This window comes from Peribacillus sp. YIM B13472 (genome assembly GCF_042788005.1).
In the GTDB taxonomy this organism is placed as follows: domain Bacteria; phylum Bacillota; class Bacilli; order Bacillales; family DSM-1321; genus Peribacillus; species Peribacillus simplex_E.
Genome location: NZ_JBHZPG010000008.1, coordinates 173411 through 189568, shown reverse-complemented (window position 1 = coordinate 189568; position 16158 = coordinate 173411). Strand labels below are relative to the sequence as shown.

At 41.9% G+C, this 16158-nt stretch carries 18 protein-coding genes and 1 riboswitch; of the genes, 11 read left to right on the top strand and 7 right to left on the bottom strand.

What is annotated here, in order from left to right:
- Positions 1-168: 168 nt before the first annotated feature.
- Both ACFX4I_RS09360 and ACFX4I_RS09355 read right to left on the bottom strand, forming a co-directional pair.
- Positions 169-417: a hypothetical protein gene (locus ACFX4I_RS09360; RefSeq protein ID WP_377420196.1), complete on the bottom strand. Its 249-nt coding sequence runs from the start codon at positions 415-417 to the stop codon at positions 169-171.
- An 86-nt stretch (positions 418-503) separates the two neighbouring features.
- On the bottom strand, positions 504-824 hold the full coding sequence (locus ACFX4I_RS09355) for a PadR family transcriptional regulator (protein WP_377420194.1): 321 nt from the start codon (positions 822-824) through the stop codon (positions 504-506).
- 310 nt (positions 825-1134) lie between these two features.
- Here ACFX4I_RS09355 and ACFX4I_RS09350 point away from each other — a divergent pair, with 310 nt between their 5' ends.
- Positions 1135-1881 carry an alpha/beta hydrolase gene (locus ACFX4I_RS09350; RefSeq protein ID WP_309518597.1) on the top strand — a complete coding sequence of 249 codons (747 nt, stop codon included), beginning with the start codon at positions 1135-1137 and terminating at the stop codon, positions 1879-1881.
- An 863-nt stretch (positions 1882-2744) separates the two neighbouring features.
- Positions 2745-2845: riboswitch (purine riboswitch) on the top strand.
- Positions 2846-3016: 171 nt separating this feature from the next.
- Positions 3017-4210: a nucleoside transporter C-terminal domain-containing protein gene (locus ACFX4I_RS09345; protein WP_214748884.1), complete on the top strand. Its 1194-nt coding sequence runs from the start codon at positions 3017-3019 to the stop codon at positions 4208-4210.
- An 88-nt stretch (positions 4211-4298) separates the two neighbouring features.
- On the opposite strand, the gene ACFX4I_RS09340 is transcribed toward ACFX4I_RS09345, so the two are convergent.
- From ACFX4I_RS09340 to ACFX4I_RS09330, 3 genes are all read right to left on the bottom strand, one after another.
- Entirely contained in the window at positions 4299-5450 is a 1152-nt protein-coding gene (locus ACFX4I_RS09340; RefSeq protein WP_377420192.1) for a CAP domain-containing protein, read from the bottom strand.
- A 30-nt stretch (positions 5451-5480) separates the two neighbouring features.
- On the bottom strand, positions 5481-5786 hold the full coding sequence (locus tag ACFX4I_RS09335; protein WP_377420190.1) for a hypothetical protein: 306 nt from the start codon (positions 5784-5786) through the stop codon (positions 5481-5483).
- A 191-nt stretch (positions 5787-5977) separates the two neighbouring features.
- Positions 5978-6349, bottom strand: coding sequence for a winged helix-turn-helix transcriptional regulator (locus ACFX4I_RS09330; protein WP_034309370.1), 372 nt, complete (start codon positions 6347-6349; stop codon positions 5978-5980).
- 187 nt (positions 6350-6536) lie between these two features.
- Between ACFX4I_RS09330 and ACFX4I_RS09325 the strand changes: the two genes are divergently transcribed.
- The 6 genes from ACFX4I_RS09325 (at position 6537) to ACFX4I_RS09300 (ending at position 12169) form a co-directional block, all read left to right on the top strand.
- Positions 6537-7742, top strand: coding sequence for an MFS transporter (locus ACFX4I_RS09325; protein ID WP_377420188.1), 1206 nt, complete (start codon positions 6537-6539; stop codon positions 7740-7742).
- Positions 7743-7922: 180 nt separating this feature from the next.
- Positions 7923-8765: an aldo/keto reductase gene (locus ACFX4I_RS09320; protein WP_377420186.1), complete on the top strand. Its 843-nt coding sequence runs from the start codon at positions 7923-7925 to the stop codon at positions 8763-8765.
- A 199-nt stretch (positions 8766-8964) separates the two neighbouring features.
- Positions 8965-9993 (top strand): NADH:flavin oxidoreductase/NADH oxidase, encoded by a 1029-nt coding sequence (locus tag ACFX4I_RS09315; RefSeq protein WP_377420184.1) that lies wholly within the window; start codon positions 8965-8967, stop codon positions 9991-9993.
- A 315-nt stretch (positions 9994-10308) separates the two neighbouring features.
- Positions 10309-10620: a rhodanese-like domain-containing protein gene (locus ACFX4I_RS09310; protein WP_034309364.1), complete on the top strand. Its 312-nt coding sequence runs from the start codon at positions 10309-10311 to the stop codon at positions 10618-10620.
- Positions 10621-10836: 216 nt separating this feature from the next.
- Positions 10837-11919, top strand: a complete 1083-nt coding sequence (locus tag ACFX4I_RS09305) for a tartrate dehydrogenase (RefSeq protein ID WP_377420182.1) — start codon at positions 10837-10839, stop codon at positions 11917-11919.
- A 64-nt stretch (positions 11920-11983) separates the two neighbouring features.
- The gene (locus ACFX4I_RS09300; protein WP_048682016.1) at positions 11984-12169 is read left to right on the top strand and encodes a sporulation protein Cse60; all 186 of its coding nucleotides are present in this window, start codon (positions 11984-11986) and stop codon (positions 12167-12169) included.
- A 116-nt stretch (positions 12170-12285) separates the two neighbouring features.
- On the opposite strand, the gene ACFX4I_RS09295 is transcribed toward ACFX4I_RS09300, so the two are convergent.
- A complete protein-coding gene (locus ACFX4I_RS09295) occupies positions 12286-13215 on the bottom strand; it encodes an SDR family oxidoreductase (protein WP_377420180.1) in 930 nt (309 codons plus the stop codon).
- Between the two features lie 62 nt (positions 13216-13277).
- Between ACFX4I_RS09295 and ACFX4I_RS09290 the strand changes: the two genes are divergently transcribed.
- The 3 genes from ACFX4I_RS09290 to ACFX4I_RS09280 all read left to right on the top strand — a co-directional run bounded on the left by ACFX4I_RS09290 (position 13278) and on the right by ACFX4I_RS09280 (position 14666).
- Positions 13278-13532: a hypothetical protein gene (locus tag ACFX4I_RS09290; protein WP_377420178.1), complete on the top strand. Its 255-nt coding sequence runs from the start codon at positions 13278-13280 to the stop codon at positions 13530-13532.
- 239 nt (positions 13533-13771) lie between these two features.
- Positions 13772-14332: an MEDS domain-containing protein gene (locus ACFX4I_RS09285; protein WP_377420176.1), complete on the top strand. Its 561-nt coding sequence runs from the start codon at positions 13772-13774 to the stop codon at positions 14330-14332.
- Between the two features lie 79 nt (positions 14333-14411).
- Positions 14412-14666, top strand: coding sequence for an MGMT family protein (locus ACFX4I_RS09280; RefSeq protein WP_230300799.1), 255 nt, complete (start codon positions 14412-14414; stop codon positions 14664-14666).
- A gap of 173 nt (positions 14667-14839) precedes the next feature.
- On the opposite strand, the gene ACFX4I_RS09275 is transcribed toward ACFX4I_RS09280, so the two are convergent.
- Complete coding sequence (locus ACFX4I_RS09275; protein WP_377420174.1) at positions 14840-16105, bottom strand: BaiN/RdsA family NAD(P)/FAD-dependent oxidoreductase; 1266 nt, start codon at positions 16103-16105, stop codon at positions 14840-14842.
- Between the last annotated feature and the right edge of the window lie 53 nt (positions 16106-16158).

The window sequence follows — 16158 nt, the reverse complement described above, 5'->3', positions numbered from 1 at the left end:
GAATTCACGAGTAAAACTGCAAAACTCACGAGTAAACGGTGCGAAATCATGAATGCAGCACGAATTCACGAGTAAAAGTGCTGAATTCACGAGTAAAACTGCAAAACTCACGAGTAAACGGTGCGAAATCATGAATGCAGCACGAATTCACGAGTAAAACAGCAAAACTCACGAGTAAACGGTGCGAAACCATGTATGCAGTATGAATTCACGAGTAAAAGTGCTGAATTCACGAGTAAAACTGCAAAACTCACGAGTAAACAGCCAAAACTCACGAGTAAAACAGCAAAACTCACGAGTAGACGGTGCGAAATCATGAATGCAGTATGAATTCACGAGTATTTGCTCTAAACTCACGATTAAACGATTATAGTTCATGAGTTTGCTACTACATTCTAAGAGTAATGCTCTTTTCACGAGTATTCGCTCCAAACTCACGAGTAAACAGCAAAAAAGCTTCCTGCGCCGTTCCAATAATGGGTGCAGGGAGCTTTTTATTTTGTTTAGAATTGTTCTGCGCTTTTCTGGACTAATTTTTGCAGGAAGTAAAAGCATTCTCGTTTCCGCTCGAGTTCGGTTTGTCCATTTTCGGTGACATGATAATATTTCCTGCGGCCTGATTCTGACTCTTTCCAATGGCCTGTTATGAATTCTTTTTTGTCTAATCGTTTAAGGGCGGAGTAGAGGGTGCCTTCACTTATTTGATATTTTCCCATGCTCATTTCCTTCAAGATCTTCGTGATTTCATAGCCGTATAGCTTTTTTTGTGAAAGAAGTGAAAGCAAAAGGAGGTCAATGCTTCCCTTCATTAATTCTTTATCCAAATAAATTCTCCTCCTTTTCATTTTTAAAGTGTAATACGCTGTACATCGTATCACAAGGTGCATTTTACTTTTCTTTTAAAAAATAGTTAAATGACGATTGCTAAATAATTTTAATCATAGTAAAATGTGCTTCGGAACGGATGAGTTGTGAAGAGTGTGGTAAGGATACTATATACATGATTTAATTGTTTTAATGAAAATTCGGAATAGGATAGAAGAATCCCTACTCAAGGGGTATTAATTGATTTTTTTTCGAAAATCATTTAGATTCTATTTATCAACAAGAGCAAAGAAAGAAGGTCCTAGATAGATGAAAGTGAAAGCACCTGAGTCATTCACATACAGAGGTGGAAAAAGAGCTGTTCTTTTACTTCACGGGTTTACCGGAAGTACAGGAGATATGAAGAAATTAGGAAAATACTTGAATGATCTCGACTATACTTGCCACGGACCTCTTTATAGTGGGCACGGAGTATCAGCCGAGGAACTTGCTAAAACAGGTCCAAAGGAATGGTGGAAAGACGTAGTTGATGGTTATCAATTCCTTAAAGAGGAAGGCTATGAGGAAATTGCTGTTGTAGGAATTTCTTTAGGAGGAGTTTTCTCATTAAAAGTGGGAATTGAATTGCCTGTAACTGGGGTGGTTTCAATGTGCGCTCCGACGCAAGGAAAAAGTATCGATCGACAAAAGAACCGCTTGCTCAATTATGCACAGGCTTATAAGAAGTTTGAGGGCAAAGATGCAGACCAAATTGCTGCAGAAGTGAAGCTGCTGGAAGAAGAGCCTATGCCTCAACTAAAAGATGTGTTGAATATTATAAATGAGACAGGTGAAAATTTAGATTTAATCACATCACCAACTCTTGTTTTACAAGGGCGTTTGGATGATCCCGACTATACGGAGAGTGCTACAGCGATTTTCAATGAAGTCGATACGCAGCATAAACACTTGATATGGTATGAAAAATCAGGTCATATCATCACATTGGGTAAGGAACGTGATCAAGTGTATGAAGATGTGTATAAGTTTTTAAATACACTAAATTGGTCGGAGTAATAAGCGAGTTAATAAATCCCCTTTAAGTTGAACGTGTTATAAGCCTACATTCATACGTAGGCTTTACACAATGCTTGAGGGGATTTTTTTTCGCTGCAAAAGTGTTCTTAAGAAAAAGACCTTTAAGTTATCGTTATTATCAAGATGTTGGTAATAAAATATCGTTCACGTCGGCATTATATATTATTTTGTTTTTTTTCAGCCATTCTTCGTCTTTACCGCCCCGAATTAATAGGTGCATATCTGCTAGGGTTACTGCTTCATATTGAGGATATAAAAACAATGAAATGGTAACATTGAATATCTTCGACCTTTTCTTTTCTTAATTCCGATAATAAAACATCGATGGAGATTCGGCCCTTGCTAGGCTTTTGTAAATGATTTGTCCATTTTCGATAAGCGGAAAGGGGTCGGAGTCAAAAAACTTCGGAGTTTGCCCCACTTAAGGTTCGTAAACACACTAATTATAGATAAGATGCGTGATCATTGAGCCCTTAAAACCTAAATGTTCATCAGACAAAGGGTGGGCAAGAATGTTCCCAATAATTATGAATTAAGTAATCTTAACTGGGAAATGGACCGGTGCCCCATCAATTTAACCGAAAAAAGTAAGAAGAATAAAGTCCACTGTTTCCTGGCTATTAAAGAAAACCACGTCCTTATTTCCTGTAAAGGAGATGTAGTGGTTAGTATGATGAATTGAAACAACTGGGAGGGTTTTAGACAGCTCCTTCATAAGTGTACCCAAGATTGGCACCTTGGAGACTTTCTTGACTGTTTTCGAAAAATTTATATTAATATAACAACTTTGAAACGTATTGTAATTAAAAATAAACTGATTTAAAATGATATCTTTCCTGAGAAATTTATTTAAAAAATATCCTTGTATAATATCAGTGATAATGGTCTGATAGTTTCTACCTGGCAGCCGTAATGCCGGACTACAAGGAAGTATGAAAATAGAAGAGATGAACAGGTTTATGTTGGTTCGCTTGAAAAGGCTTGATCCACAAAACGTTTCAATGAAGGCTCTTACTTTTTCACACTTTCTTCCTGCGGCTGAAAGTGTAAAAAGGTGAGGGCTTTTTATATAAAAAAATGAATGGGAAATAATATATCCAAAGGGGATGAAAGCATGTATTTCTTATTGAATATACTAGGTGTTTTGGTTGTAATGGGCATCGTTTACCTTTGTTCACCTAATAAAAGGAACGTTAAGTGGAAAGCCATTCTTACCTTGCTGGTTCTTGAATTACTTATCACATGGTTCATGTTATCCACTAAAATTGGGGCATGGGTCATCAATCTGATCGCTTCATTCTTCACCTGGTTGATTGAATGTGCAAATGAAGGGATTTCTTTTGTCTTTCCTTCACTTATGGCAAATGAACAAGTGGATTTCTTTTTCAGCGCATTGATGCCAATTATCTTCATTATCACGTTTTTTGATGTTTTATCGTATTTCGGTATACTTACCTGGATCATTGATAAAGTGGGATGGCTCATCTCGAAAGTATCCGGTTTGCCAAAACTTGAGAGTTTCTTTTCGATTCAGATGATGTTCCTAGGGAATACCGAGGCACTTGCCGTTCTCCGCATGCAACTCAGTGCGATTAAGGATCAGCGTCTTTTGACATTTGGAATCATGAGCATGAGCAGCATCAGTGGTTCAATCATTGGAGCCTACCTGTCCATGGTACCGGCAACCTATGTTTTTGTAGCGATACCTTTGAACTGCTTAAATGCCTTGCTGATAGCTAACATGCTGAATCCCGTCGACGTCAGTAAAGAGGAAGACGTCGTTTATGTACCTTCTAAAGAGGAACGTAAAGATTTCTTTTCCACCATTTCCAACAGTATGCTGGTCGGGGCTAAAATGGTCTTCGTCATCATGGCAATGGTTATCGGCTATGTGGCTTTAACGGCCAGCGTAAACGGCATTTTCGGTTTCTTTGTGGATGGCTTGACCATTCAAAAGATTTTCTCCGTCATTTTTAGTCCATTTGCATTCCTGCTTGGACTATCTGGACATGATGCCATGTACGTCGCTCAATTGATGGGAATCAAGCTTGCCACGAATGAGTTCGTTGCCTTGCTCGATTTAAAAGATAAAGTCAGTACACTGTCTCCGCATACAGTTGCTGTGGCTGTCACTTATCTGACGTCATTTGCCAACTTCAGTACAGTGGGCATGATTTATGGAACATTCAATTCCATCCTCAATGATGAGAAATCGAACATTATCGGAAGGAATGTTTGGAAACTGCTGGTTAGCGGGATGGCTGTTTCCTTGCTGAGTGCCATGGTCGTTGGATTATTCGTTTGGTGATCAAACAAGGGCATCCATTTTTATTAATGGATGCCCTTTCTTGTATGAAAAAAGCTGTGCAGGATTTACCCATGCACAGCTTTTTCGTTCATTTTGTCAAATAGTTCTCCGTATAATATGGTTTATTTTCCTCATCGAAGGCTACTCCGACACCTAGAGATTCAAAATCCTTCTGTAATTTGTTTTCCCTGTGGCCAATGGAATTCATTAGGCCCTCATGGGCAAAAATACTGCTATTCTGACCGGCAGCCAGGTTTTCCCCCGCCATTCGAAAAGTGATTTTGTCATCTTCCATCCTGTCGAACGGGGATTCTCCTTCAAGGTTTGTATGGTTGAAGTATTGATTCACGGCCATATCTGTACTGTGATCCTGTGCAGTGACCTTCACTCGTTTATCCCATGAAAGCACTGAGAGATCATGATTGACCCGTGATGCATTGGTCAAATCGAATAATTGATATTCAAAGCCTTTCTTTAACTCGGGGCTGGCTTTTGCAAAATAGCCGCTCTTTTGCTTTTCCAGTTTTTCGTCGATGATCTGGATCGATGTGACTGTATTATTTTCATGTTTATCATAAAAAATGGTCACATAGCTATTATCCATTTCAAACATATCGTATTCGCCGCTGTCACTTCGAATCTGGTAATAGACGTTTCCTTTTAGCAGTTTTGTTACAGGCTCCCCCATTTTCCCGGTCACGGTTTCTTTGGGAGTGCCGCGTTTAATGCCTTCCTTCGAGGAAATCAAATCTTGATTCGTATATAAACCAACAACTTTATTGTTGTTATCGTAGGCAACCATGAAGAAATTTTGATAATTTTCGTGATAGGCGAACCAGTCCACGCCATATTCATTCCGCGTATTCCGCTTAGCTTCACCAGCCAATCTTTCTACATCATCCTTCGTGTCGCCAATTTCGATATTATGGACCGAGAAGGATGCATCAGCAGGTGCTTCCAGTGCTGGTTTTTTCACTTTTTCCGTTTCCTGCGATTCTTTTTCAGAAGCGGAATCCAATGTTTCCGTCAACGAGCCAATGAGACTGCTGACTCCAGTACTCAGTTTTTCCAAGGCAGTCGTAACCTCGGGCCCGGTTATAAAGGAACGAACATCCGTTGCAAAGGAACCGACCCCCGCTTTGAATCCAGACTCCTGAATATCTTTACCATATCCATACCATAATCCAGAGAGTAGGAGTATGAGGACCACAATATTAAACAATTTCCGCAAATCGTTCACTCCTGCTCTATCCAGGATATAGAATCCCGATTAATGAAAGATCATCTGCATCACACTTAAAACAGGCGGGGCACATAATAAAAATAGTGAACACAGAATGAGTATGTGTGAGGCCATTTTTGGAAGCTTTTCCTTCCCTTTTCCCGAATACCAGCCACTGAACTGAAGTTTATTTCTGTACCAGACGAATAATAAAAGCAGTATCGCAATCGAGCCTAACCAGCCATACTGATTCACTCCGAGGTTAATATATAGGCCGTTTACAATGGTCGAAATGATTGTTCCGGCTATCCCGAATATTAATATGATGCGTATCAATTCTAATAAGACCCTCATATGTCACTCCTTGGTTTCATCATTATACTTCTTCGTTTACAAAATAAAAAATTTTAAGTTGTGTTATTACATATTGTACCAAAAAAAGAAGAGGGGATAAAACGGTGGTGAAATTTATGGAAGGGAAATCAGGATCATTCATTATATACAAAAAAAGATTAGCCGCTTAGAGCTAATCTTTTTTTTGTGAATTACTTCAATTGATCATTCAATACACTTTCCTCGAGAACGGAAAACTTATCTCCATACACTCTGGTTATGTGATTTTCCCCCCACGTACATAGTGCGGATAGGATACTTTCCAGGCTTTGCCCATACTCACTAAGTTCATATTCCACTTTAGGGGGGACTTGGTTGTAAACGATACGATTGATGACTTCGTCCTTTTCCAACTCCCTTAATTGTTGGGTCAGCATTTTTTGGGTGATGTTCGGCATAAGGCGCTTCAATTCACTGGTCCGCTTTTTTCCGTGGGTCAGATGGCAGAGGATTACGCATTTCCACTTTCCGCCCATTACTTCCAGTGTCGCTTCAACTGATATATTGTATTTCTTTTTTTGCATGATCGGCATACTCTCCTTATTTTATAGGTACTAAAAGGTGCCTATATCACTTTAAAGTACGTACTGTTTTTTATTTGCATTATATCTCATAATAACATTTGCACACCGAATTCCACTGTACCATTTATAAAAAAGTTGCTAAGGCAATTTCAATGATAGTACAAAATGACAAGAAGGAGAAGAGGATATGATTTCAAATAAAAATAGAAGTACATGGGCATTGCTGGCTTTAGCGATCAGTGCCTTTGCGATTGGAACAACAGAGTTCATCAGCGTGGGACTATTACCACTCATTTCTAAAGATTTACACATTACAGTGACGACGGCCGGATTGACGGTATCCTTATACGCCTTGGGGGTCATGTTCGGGGCACCTATCCTGACATCCCTGACATCGAATATGTCGCGAAAGACTTTATTGCTTTGGATAATGGTCGTGTTCATTGCCGGAAATGCATTAGCGGCTTCTGCGGCCACGGTCGGTGTATTATTGATCGCACGTGTCATTTCAGCGCTTGCACATGGTATCTTCATGTCAATCGGCGCTACGATTGCGGCTGATTTGGTCCCTGAAAACCGCAGGGCGAGTGCCATCGCCATCATGTTTACAGGTCTGACGGTGGCAACGGTGACCGGAGTTCCTTTTGGAACCTTCATCGGTCAGCAATTCGGCTGGAGATTCGCTTTCATCATCATTGTGGCAATCGGCTTGATTGCTTTCATCGGAAACGGCATCCTGGTTCCATCCGATTTAAGAAAGGCTGCCCGGACCACATTCCGTGATCAAATCAAATTGGTGACGAATGGCCGATTGCTGCTAGTATTCATCATTACAGCATTAGGGTATGGAGGTACATTCGTTGTCTTCACGTACCTGTCGCCATTACTTCAGGAAGTGACAGGGTTTAAAGAAGGAACTGTGGCCTTGATTTTGCTAATATATGGAGTAGCAATTGCAATAGGAAATACCCTTGGCGGGAAATTCGCCAATCGCAATCCTATTAATGCCCTATTCTATATGTTTCTTATTCAAGCCATTGTACTTGTGGTCTTGACGTTCACGGCACCGTTTAAGATTGCCGGTTTGATTACGATCATTTTAATGGGATTGTTTGCATTCATGAACGTCCCGGGGCTTCAAGTGTATGTCGTCATGTTAGCGGAGCGTTTCGTGCCGAGTGCAGTGGATGTGGCGTCAGCCATCAATATTGCCGCCTTCAATGCGGGTATCGCCATTGGTGCCTACTTAGGAGGGGTGATTACGGATTCGATCGGACTGATCCATACAGCTTGGATAGGTGGAGTCATGGTGTTTGCGGCAGTGATTTTAACAGCTTGGAGCCGTGCCTTGGAAATTAAGGACCGTTCCAAGGGAACTGACAAAATAGCATAGGATTGAAAAAGTGATGCATGTTAGAAAAAGCATGCTATGCGTTTAGGGTATCAATAACCAAGTATCATTGCATCCCTTCAGCGAATGATGGAAGGTTCTTTGAAGGGATGTAATGATACTGATACTTAAACGCATTACAATCTTAAAAACAATGAAGAAAAAATTTGGAGGTAGAGTATAATGGTGAAAAATTTACAAGATACAACAACGTTGCATAATGGCGTTAAAATGCCTTGGTTCGGATTGGGCGTATTTAAGGTGGAAGAAGGACCGGAGCTGGTAAATGCGGTAAAAGTGGCCATTAAACATGGTTATCGCAGTATCGATACGGCTGCCATTTATGAAAATGAAGAAGGGGTCGGCCAAGGGATCCGTGAGGGCATAAAAGAAGCCGGAATCTCCAGGGAAGACTTATTCGTAACTTCAAAAGTCTGGAATGCCGATTTAGGATATGAATCAGCAATTGCGGCTTACGAAAAAAGCTTAAAGAAACTTGGCTTGGAGTACTTGGATTTATATCTTATCCATTGGCCAGTGGAAGGAAAATATAAAGAAGCCTGGAGAGCGTTGGAAACTCTTTATAAAGAAGGAAAAGTAAAAGCGATCGGTGTGAGCAATTTCCAGATTCACCATCTTACAGATTTAATGGAAGATGCAGAAGTGAAGCCGATGGTCAATCAAGTGGAATGCCATCCGCGTTTAACTCAAAAAGAAGTTCAGGCATTCTGTAAGGAACAAGGGATACAACTTGAAGCTTGGTCACCATTGATGCAAGGTGAACTTCTGGATAATGACGTTTTACAAGCAATTGCGACCAAGCATGGCAAATCAGTTGCACAAGTCATTTTGCGCTGGGATATCCAAAATGGGATTGTAACGATTCCCAAATCCACTAAAGAACATCGTATTGTAGAAAACTCATCTATATTCGATTTCGAATTGACGGAAGAGGAAATGAACCAAATTGATGGATTGAATCAGAATCACCGTGTCGGTCCAGATCCTGATAATTTCGACTTTTAATCAAGTATGAAGGAGAGGGACGGGATATCCGTCTTTCTCTTTTTTTATTGGTTCTCCGCATTGGCGGGGATGGAAATGCTGTACCATCAGACGATGTCGTTTACAATGGCAGATTCGGGAATCTGATTAGTTGACACAGAATTATTCAGATGATATAAATGCATGTGCATGCATTATATAAAAAAGGAGATAAAAAATTATGAATGATTTATTTTCACCTTATCGCATAAAAGAACTTGAACTTAAAAATAGGATCGTCATGCCGCCGATGTGCCAATACTCCGTCGAAGCGGAAGATGGTATACCAACAAACTGGCACCAGCAGCATTATGTAAGCAGGGCAGTTGGCGGCACAGGATTAATTATAGTGGAAATGACCGATGTGGAGCCTGATGGGCGCATTTCGAATCGTGATCTTGGATTATGGTCCGACGACCAAATTGGAGCTTTCTCCAACATCGTTAAGGAAGTTCATCAATACGGTGCAAAAATCGGGATACAAATTGCCCATGCAGGCCGTAAAGCGGAGGATGCGGAACCGCCGGTGGCACCATCAGCCATTGCGTTTGATGAAACGTACAAAACACCAAGAGCTTTAGAAACGGAAGAAGTGAAGGAAATGGTCGATAAATTCCGGGCATCGGCCAGAAGGGCTGTTCAAGCAGGATTTGACGTAATCGAATTACATGGTGCACACGGATATTTAATCCACCAATTCACATCACCGCTTACGAATAAACGTGATGACGAATATGGAAAAGACCTGACCAAATTCGGAGTGGAAGTCATTAAAGCAGTGAAAAGCGAAATGCCTGCCGACATGCCTTTAATCATGCGCATTTCTGCAAAAGAATACGTTGAAGGCGGATATGGCATTGAGGAAAGCATTGCCTTTTCACAAGTCTTTAAAGAAGCAGGCGTCGATATGTTCCATGTAAGCTCTGGAGGAGAAGGCCCGATTGGAGCAGACGGAAGACCGGGTACGCATGCTAGCTATCAAACTCCATTGGCCAGGGAAATCAAAAAAGCTTTGGATATTCCTGTGATTGCTGTAGGTCGATTAGATGATCCGATTCTAGCAAATTCAATCATTGGCAATGAAGAAGCCGATTTGGTCGCCGTCGGCAGAGGGATGCTGCGAAACCCTTATTGGGCACTTGAAGCATCTAAAGCTTTGAATATAAAAACGGAGATCCCTAAACAATATCAACTGGGATTCAAGCATTGATACGGATTTTTAAATGCCGGCGAACATTATATTCGCCGGCGTTTTTTCATTCAGGCCCCAGTGACTAGAGTAGGGATAGGAATCATCGCCAATTATTCGATCCTTTTCGGTATCCTGAAAGTGGCGGCAGTGTTAGGAGCCATTTTAACCAGGATGGTTTTTAGAAGCAATAAAAATTTGAGTGTTGATGTTAATTTCTGAAAATAAATACATGGCATGAGGGAATTTTCATCAGCGAATCCATTACGTGATGTTTAACTGGAAATTTTGCTATAATGAAAAAGATAAATCAAACGATAATTCGAGGTGCTAATTATGGAAGAAATCAAAATCATTACAACTGAAGAAGTGGAAGCAAAGCTTGAGGCAGGCGAAGCGATGGAACTTGTCGATGTTCGTGAAGACGAAGAAGTGCAAGAGGGAATGATCGAAGGCGCGAAACATATTCGCATGAATGATATCCCGGCGAACCTTGACTATTTTGATAAAGAAAAAGAATATATTTTTATCTGCCGTTCAGGACGCCGCAGTGAAAATGTATGCCATTATCTTCAGGAACAAGGATATAAAGTGGCAAACATGGTTGGCGGAATGCTTGAATGGGACGGCGAAGTCATCGTTAAGTGAACGGCTTATTTGAATGAAGAAAGAAAAAAGATCATGGTTTGTTCACAATGCCGTGAATATGCGGAAAAGACGCGCTTATTTGAAGGCGTGAAAAAAAGTGCCCTTTCATCAGAAAGGGCTTTTTTCTGTATGAACCTCCCCTGACGGGAATGCAAAAATCATATGTTAAAATTAGGGTGCTAAAATCAGAAAATATAGAAAAAGGAGAGTTGAAGAATGAATGTTCATAAAATAGCGGTCATTGCGGGTGACGGGATTGGCCCTGAGGTGATTAATGAGGGTGTAAAGGTACTTAAAGAAGTGGCTGCAATTGCCGGGGATTTTTCTTTCGAGTTCACCTATTTTCCATGGGGCTGTGAATATTACCTTAAGCACGGTAAAATGCTGCCCGACGACGGACTGGAACAACTGATGAAGTTTGACGCCGTGTATCTTGGGGCTGTCGGTTATCCTGGTGTCCCGGACCATATTTCCTTACGTGAACTTCTGCTGAGAATCAGAAAGGGATTTGACCAATATGTGAATGTTCGCCCCGTTAAATTGCTCCAAGGAGCACCTTGTCCATTAAAAGACGTGACTCGTGACCAAATCGATATGGTTGTCATCCGTGAAAACAGTGAAGGGGAATATTCCGGTGCTGGTGATTGGCTTTTTAAAGGCAAGCCGGAGGAAGTGGTACTGCAGACGGGGGTCTTTTCTCGAAAAGGAACGGAGAGGATCATCCGTTATGCGTATGAACTTGCGCGTAAGACGGGCAGGACGCTAACGAGCATAAGCAAGGCGAACGCATTGAATTATTCAATGGTTTTTTGGGATCAGGTTTTTGAAGAAATTGGACAGGAGTATCCGGAAGTAGAAACGAATTCCTATCTGGTTGATGCGGCAAGCATGTATTTTGTCAAACAGCCCGAACGATTTCAAATCGTCGTCACCTCCAATTTATTCGGTGACATCATCACGGATTTAGGTGCTGCCATTGCAGGAGGGATGGGACTGGCGGCTGGAGCCAATTTAAACCCGGAACGGATTTATCCCTCGATGTTCGAACCGATTCATGGTTCAGCCCCGGATATAGCACATCAAGGCATCGCCAATCCACTTGCTGCCATATGGTCCGCCAGTCAGATTCTCGATTTCTTTGGGAATGAGATTTGGGGTGCAAAAGTATTGGACGTGATCGAACAGGTGATGGTCGATAAAAAGGCGCTGACTCCTGATATGGGCGGGGCAGCTTCTACAGAAGAAGTCGGGGATGAAGTTGTTGCAATTTTATCCGCCTTACGAACAAATCAAGTATAACCATCATGAAAAATGGGCATCCTGCACAATAACTATCATTATAGTAAAAGGGCGGGGAGAGCCGATGATACAAGTCAAATTATTTGATTATGAGCATGAAAAGGATCTAGAGGACGAAATGAACTTTTTCCTTGAAGACATTCGCGATAATCAAATCGTCGATATCAAATATAATGTCGCCACTACAGGTGAAGAGGAAGAGGAACAAATCTACTGTTTCAGTGCGATGATCATCTATAAGAAAAAATAAAGGCCGACCGGCAAGGCCATATCATTCAATTAGACTACCTATTGCTGCAAGGCGGCAATCCAAGGCAGTCTTTTTTTTCGTGACTTCCTGGAAAGGGGGCATATTCGATGTGGAAATTATGACGAGGTCGCTTCCCCGCCGTTGACATGTAGTGTTTGTCCTGTCACAAAACGGGAATCATCAGAAGCGAGATAGACAAAGGTGGGAGCAAGTTCAAATGGCTGGCCTTGACGCTCCATCGGGTTATCGACTTGTGTCACCTCGTCTGCCGAGAAACTTGCCGGGATGAGCGGTGTCCAAAACCTTCCGGGCGCAACGGCGTTCACCCGGATGCCTTGATCGACAAGACTGTTTGCCAAGGCACGGGTAAAACCAATATTGGCCCCTTTAGTCGCCGTGTAATCAATTAATTGCTTATTCCCATTAAACGTCACGACAGAAGATGTATTAATGATGGAGGACCCAGCTTTTAAATGGGGAAGGGCAGCACGGGTCGTGTAGAAGTGGGAATAGATATTGACTTTAAAGGTATCATCGAATTGCTCATCCGTAATGTCAAGCAAGCTTAATTGCTGAAATTGAATACCAACGTGGTTACAGAGAATATCGAGCTTTCCAAATGTTTCGATTGTGTCTTCCACAATATTGATGCATTGCTGCTTATCCCTTAAGTCGCCAGGCAGCAGTAAGCAACGTTGTCCAAGCTCTTCAATTCTCGTTTTAGTCCGATTGGCATCCTCATGTTCATCCAAATAAGCGATGGAAACATCTGCACCTTCTTTAGCAAAAGCGATGGCAGCCGCAGCGCCAATCCCACTGTCTCCGCCAGTTATCAATGCGACACTACCTGTTAGTTTCCCGCTGCCCCTATAATTGGGATTTTCGATGATGGGCCTGGGCACCATTAATTTTTCTACACCAGGTTGGCGGAATTGGCGTTGCTCAGGAACCGTGATGGGAACGTCTTGATAACGGGTGATCTTTCCATAATTCGGATGCATGGGATAGCTTTTACCGGAAGATTTCTTTTTCTTATCTTCTGCCATGAGGGGTCCTCCTAAAAAAGAATTTAGTCGGATTACTTTATGATGATCAGGTATATGCGTGCATGAAGAACATGTATGGGGACGGGCTCGTTGCCGGGCAGCGCGAATATGCTGAAGGGTATAAAAAAGTTTTTGGAGGCCTCAATATGCCCTATTACTATAGCGAAGAAGTGAAGTTATTATTGGTCGAACAATCGGATGAAAAAGTGGAGTTGTTATATGATTCCAACCCAAATACCTTTGAATTGCCGCTTATTGGACCAAGACCGCCATATTATTATAACCCGCGTTATGTGCCGTATTATCCCGTGATTTAAGGATGAACATAAAAAGGGAAAATTCATGAAGAACGGAGTCTGCTGAATGGGCTGCCTTGGTCTTTACAATGAGTGGACTAAATGCAGCCTAAATTCGACTCAACGAAATTCCCGATCATAACAGATGACATTAGGAAAAACTGACTATATTCTTCTATGAATTTTACAAATACGGAGATAATGGTTAAAGTTATACATAATACATAGTGCGGACTGGTGTATTGAAGGAGAGAACCATTTTGGATAATAAAATGATACAACTATTAGAAACTATACAGCAATCGGATGGTGGCCATATTTTATACTGTTTTAATGAATTGGAAGCCTACATTGAAAATGAGGCAACTTTCATCATTGCCGGTGTTGAACAGGGAGACCATATCCTGGTCGTCGAAAATGACCGTATCTTTCCTTTCGTGTATAAGAAATTGCAGCTTCATTTAAATGAGGAGCAATTGGAGCAAGTGCATCTTATGAATAATTTTGATTTTTATTGTTTTCATGGAGACTTCCATCCTTCGACGATGGTTAATTATTTCTTGGAAAATATCGATATATACAATAAAAGCAATCAGCACGTGCGGACTTGGGGCCATGTTGAATGGGGCCATGACGATCAAGTCAGCTTAGCGATAGGCGAATATGAAAAAGGAATCGACAAACTGATCAAGGAACGAGGATTGATTTCTGTTTGTGCATACGATGACTGCAGAATGCCTGCCGAGCTTAAAACAAACTTGATCAAGCATCATGGGGTCCTGATAACCGATGAAAAAATCACGATGTTAGCAAACGGATAGAATAAAAGGGGCGAGTTATTTGGAAAGTTTTACTGAACGGGTAATTACTATCATTCAACACATCCCTTCCGGTAAAGTGATGACATATGGTCAAATCGGACAGCTCGCCGGAAGTCAGCAAGGTGCAAGGCAGGTCGTAAGGATCCTTCATTCAAGCAGCAAAAAACATGACCTTCCTTGGCACCGGGTAATTAATGCCAAGGGAGAAATCGGCATAAAAGCAGAGGGCGCTGCGGAACACCAGAAGGCGATGCTAGAGAGTGAAGGCATTACATTCACGGAACGGAATACCATTGACCTCGAAGTATATCGTTATCATCCAGAAATATTTTAAACGTATAGCCGGATAGTAGTGGCGGTCGTGGGTTCAGTCGAAAAAGTACAGTGAAGGCCCAAACAACAGCACTTACACCAAAATCAAAGCCTAACGAACACCGAATGGATGTATAGGCTTACGAAATCGCAGTAAAAGAGGCTGATCCATGCGGATCAGCCTCTTTTTAGGAATTATGAACGGGCATACATGGCAGCATTCATACCGGCTAGCCTTCCGGTTACTAATGCCGATGTGATATTATAGCCGCCTGTGTATCCGTGTATATCCAGAATTTCACCGCAGAAATACAGTCCGTCCATCAGTTTGGATGCCATTTCTTTTGGGTGTATTTCTTTGACGGATATGCCGCCGCCCGTGACGAAGGCTTTTTCTAGCGGCTGGGTGCCGTGTACTCCAAATTGGAAGTCCTTGCATAGTTCTGCAAAGCGGCGGATTTTTTCATTTGATATCGTCGCTCCTTGTTCTTGAAGGTCGATGCCGCTTCGCTCAAGCAGAAAGTGAAGGTATCGTTCAGGAACTAAACCTTTTAAGGTATTTTTAATGGCTTTTTTCGGTTCTGCCTTGATTTCCTTCATGATGTCTTGAAAGACCTCTTCCTTGTTTCGGTCCGGCAGGGCATCGAGTTTCATTGTCACTTCCGCCAGGTTCCATTTTTTCATCGCTTTCACGACGAATTGGCTGCATCTTAGAACAGCTGGACCTGAGACGCCAAAATGCGTGAAGAGCATATCCATTCTATGTGTGATCAGGGCCTTGCCCTTTGGGTTAAGGACACTCAATGAAACATCGCGAAGTGCGAGACCTTGAAGTGTTCGATCTTTAATGAATGTTTCGTGGCTAAGTACGGGAACTTCAGTTGGGAATAGTTCGGTAATCGTATGTCCCGCCTTTTTAGCCCATGCGTAGCCGTCCCCGGTTGAACCGGTTTGGGGAACTGATTTCCCGCCGACTGCAATCACGACTGCATCTGTATCAATGGTCTGTCCATCTTTTAACCGGACACCGCTTGTTATTCCATGTTCATAGAGAACTTCCGCAACTGGAGAGTTCTTGTAGATCGTTACTTTTAAATTCGACAGGCGCGTCAGAAGGGCATCCACGACACTTTGCGCTTTATCGTTGACTGGGAACATCCGGCCATGGTCCTCTTCTTTTAGGGCCACGCCCAATTTTTCAAAGAACTGAATAATGTCTTCATTATTGAACTCTGAGAAAGCACTGTATAGAAATCGCCCGTTTCCAGGGATATGCTGGATGATTTCATCGATTGAGAGCCTGTTCGTCACGTTGCAGCGTCCGCCGCCCGAGATTGCAAGTTTCCTGCCAAGCTTCTCTCCTTTATCCACTAACAAGACATTGGCCCCTTTTTCCCCGGCTGCAATTGCTGCCATCAATCCGGAAGGACCGCCGCCAATTACCACTACATCATATTTCAAATTGATCACCACTTTATCATTTTCAGTCCCTTCATTATATAGCAAGAGCCCGT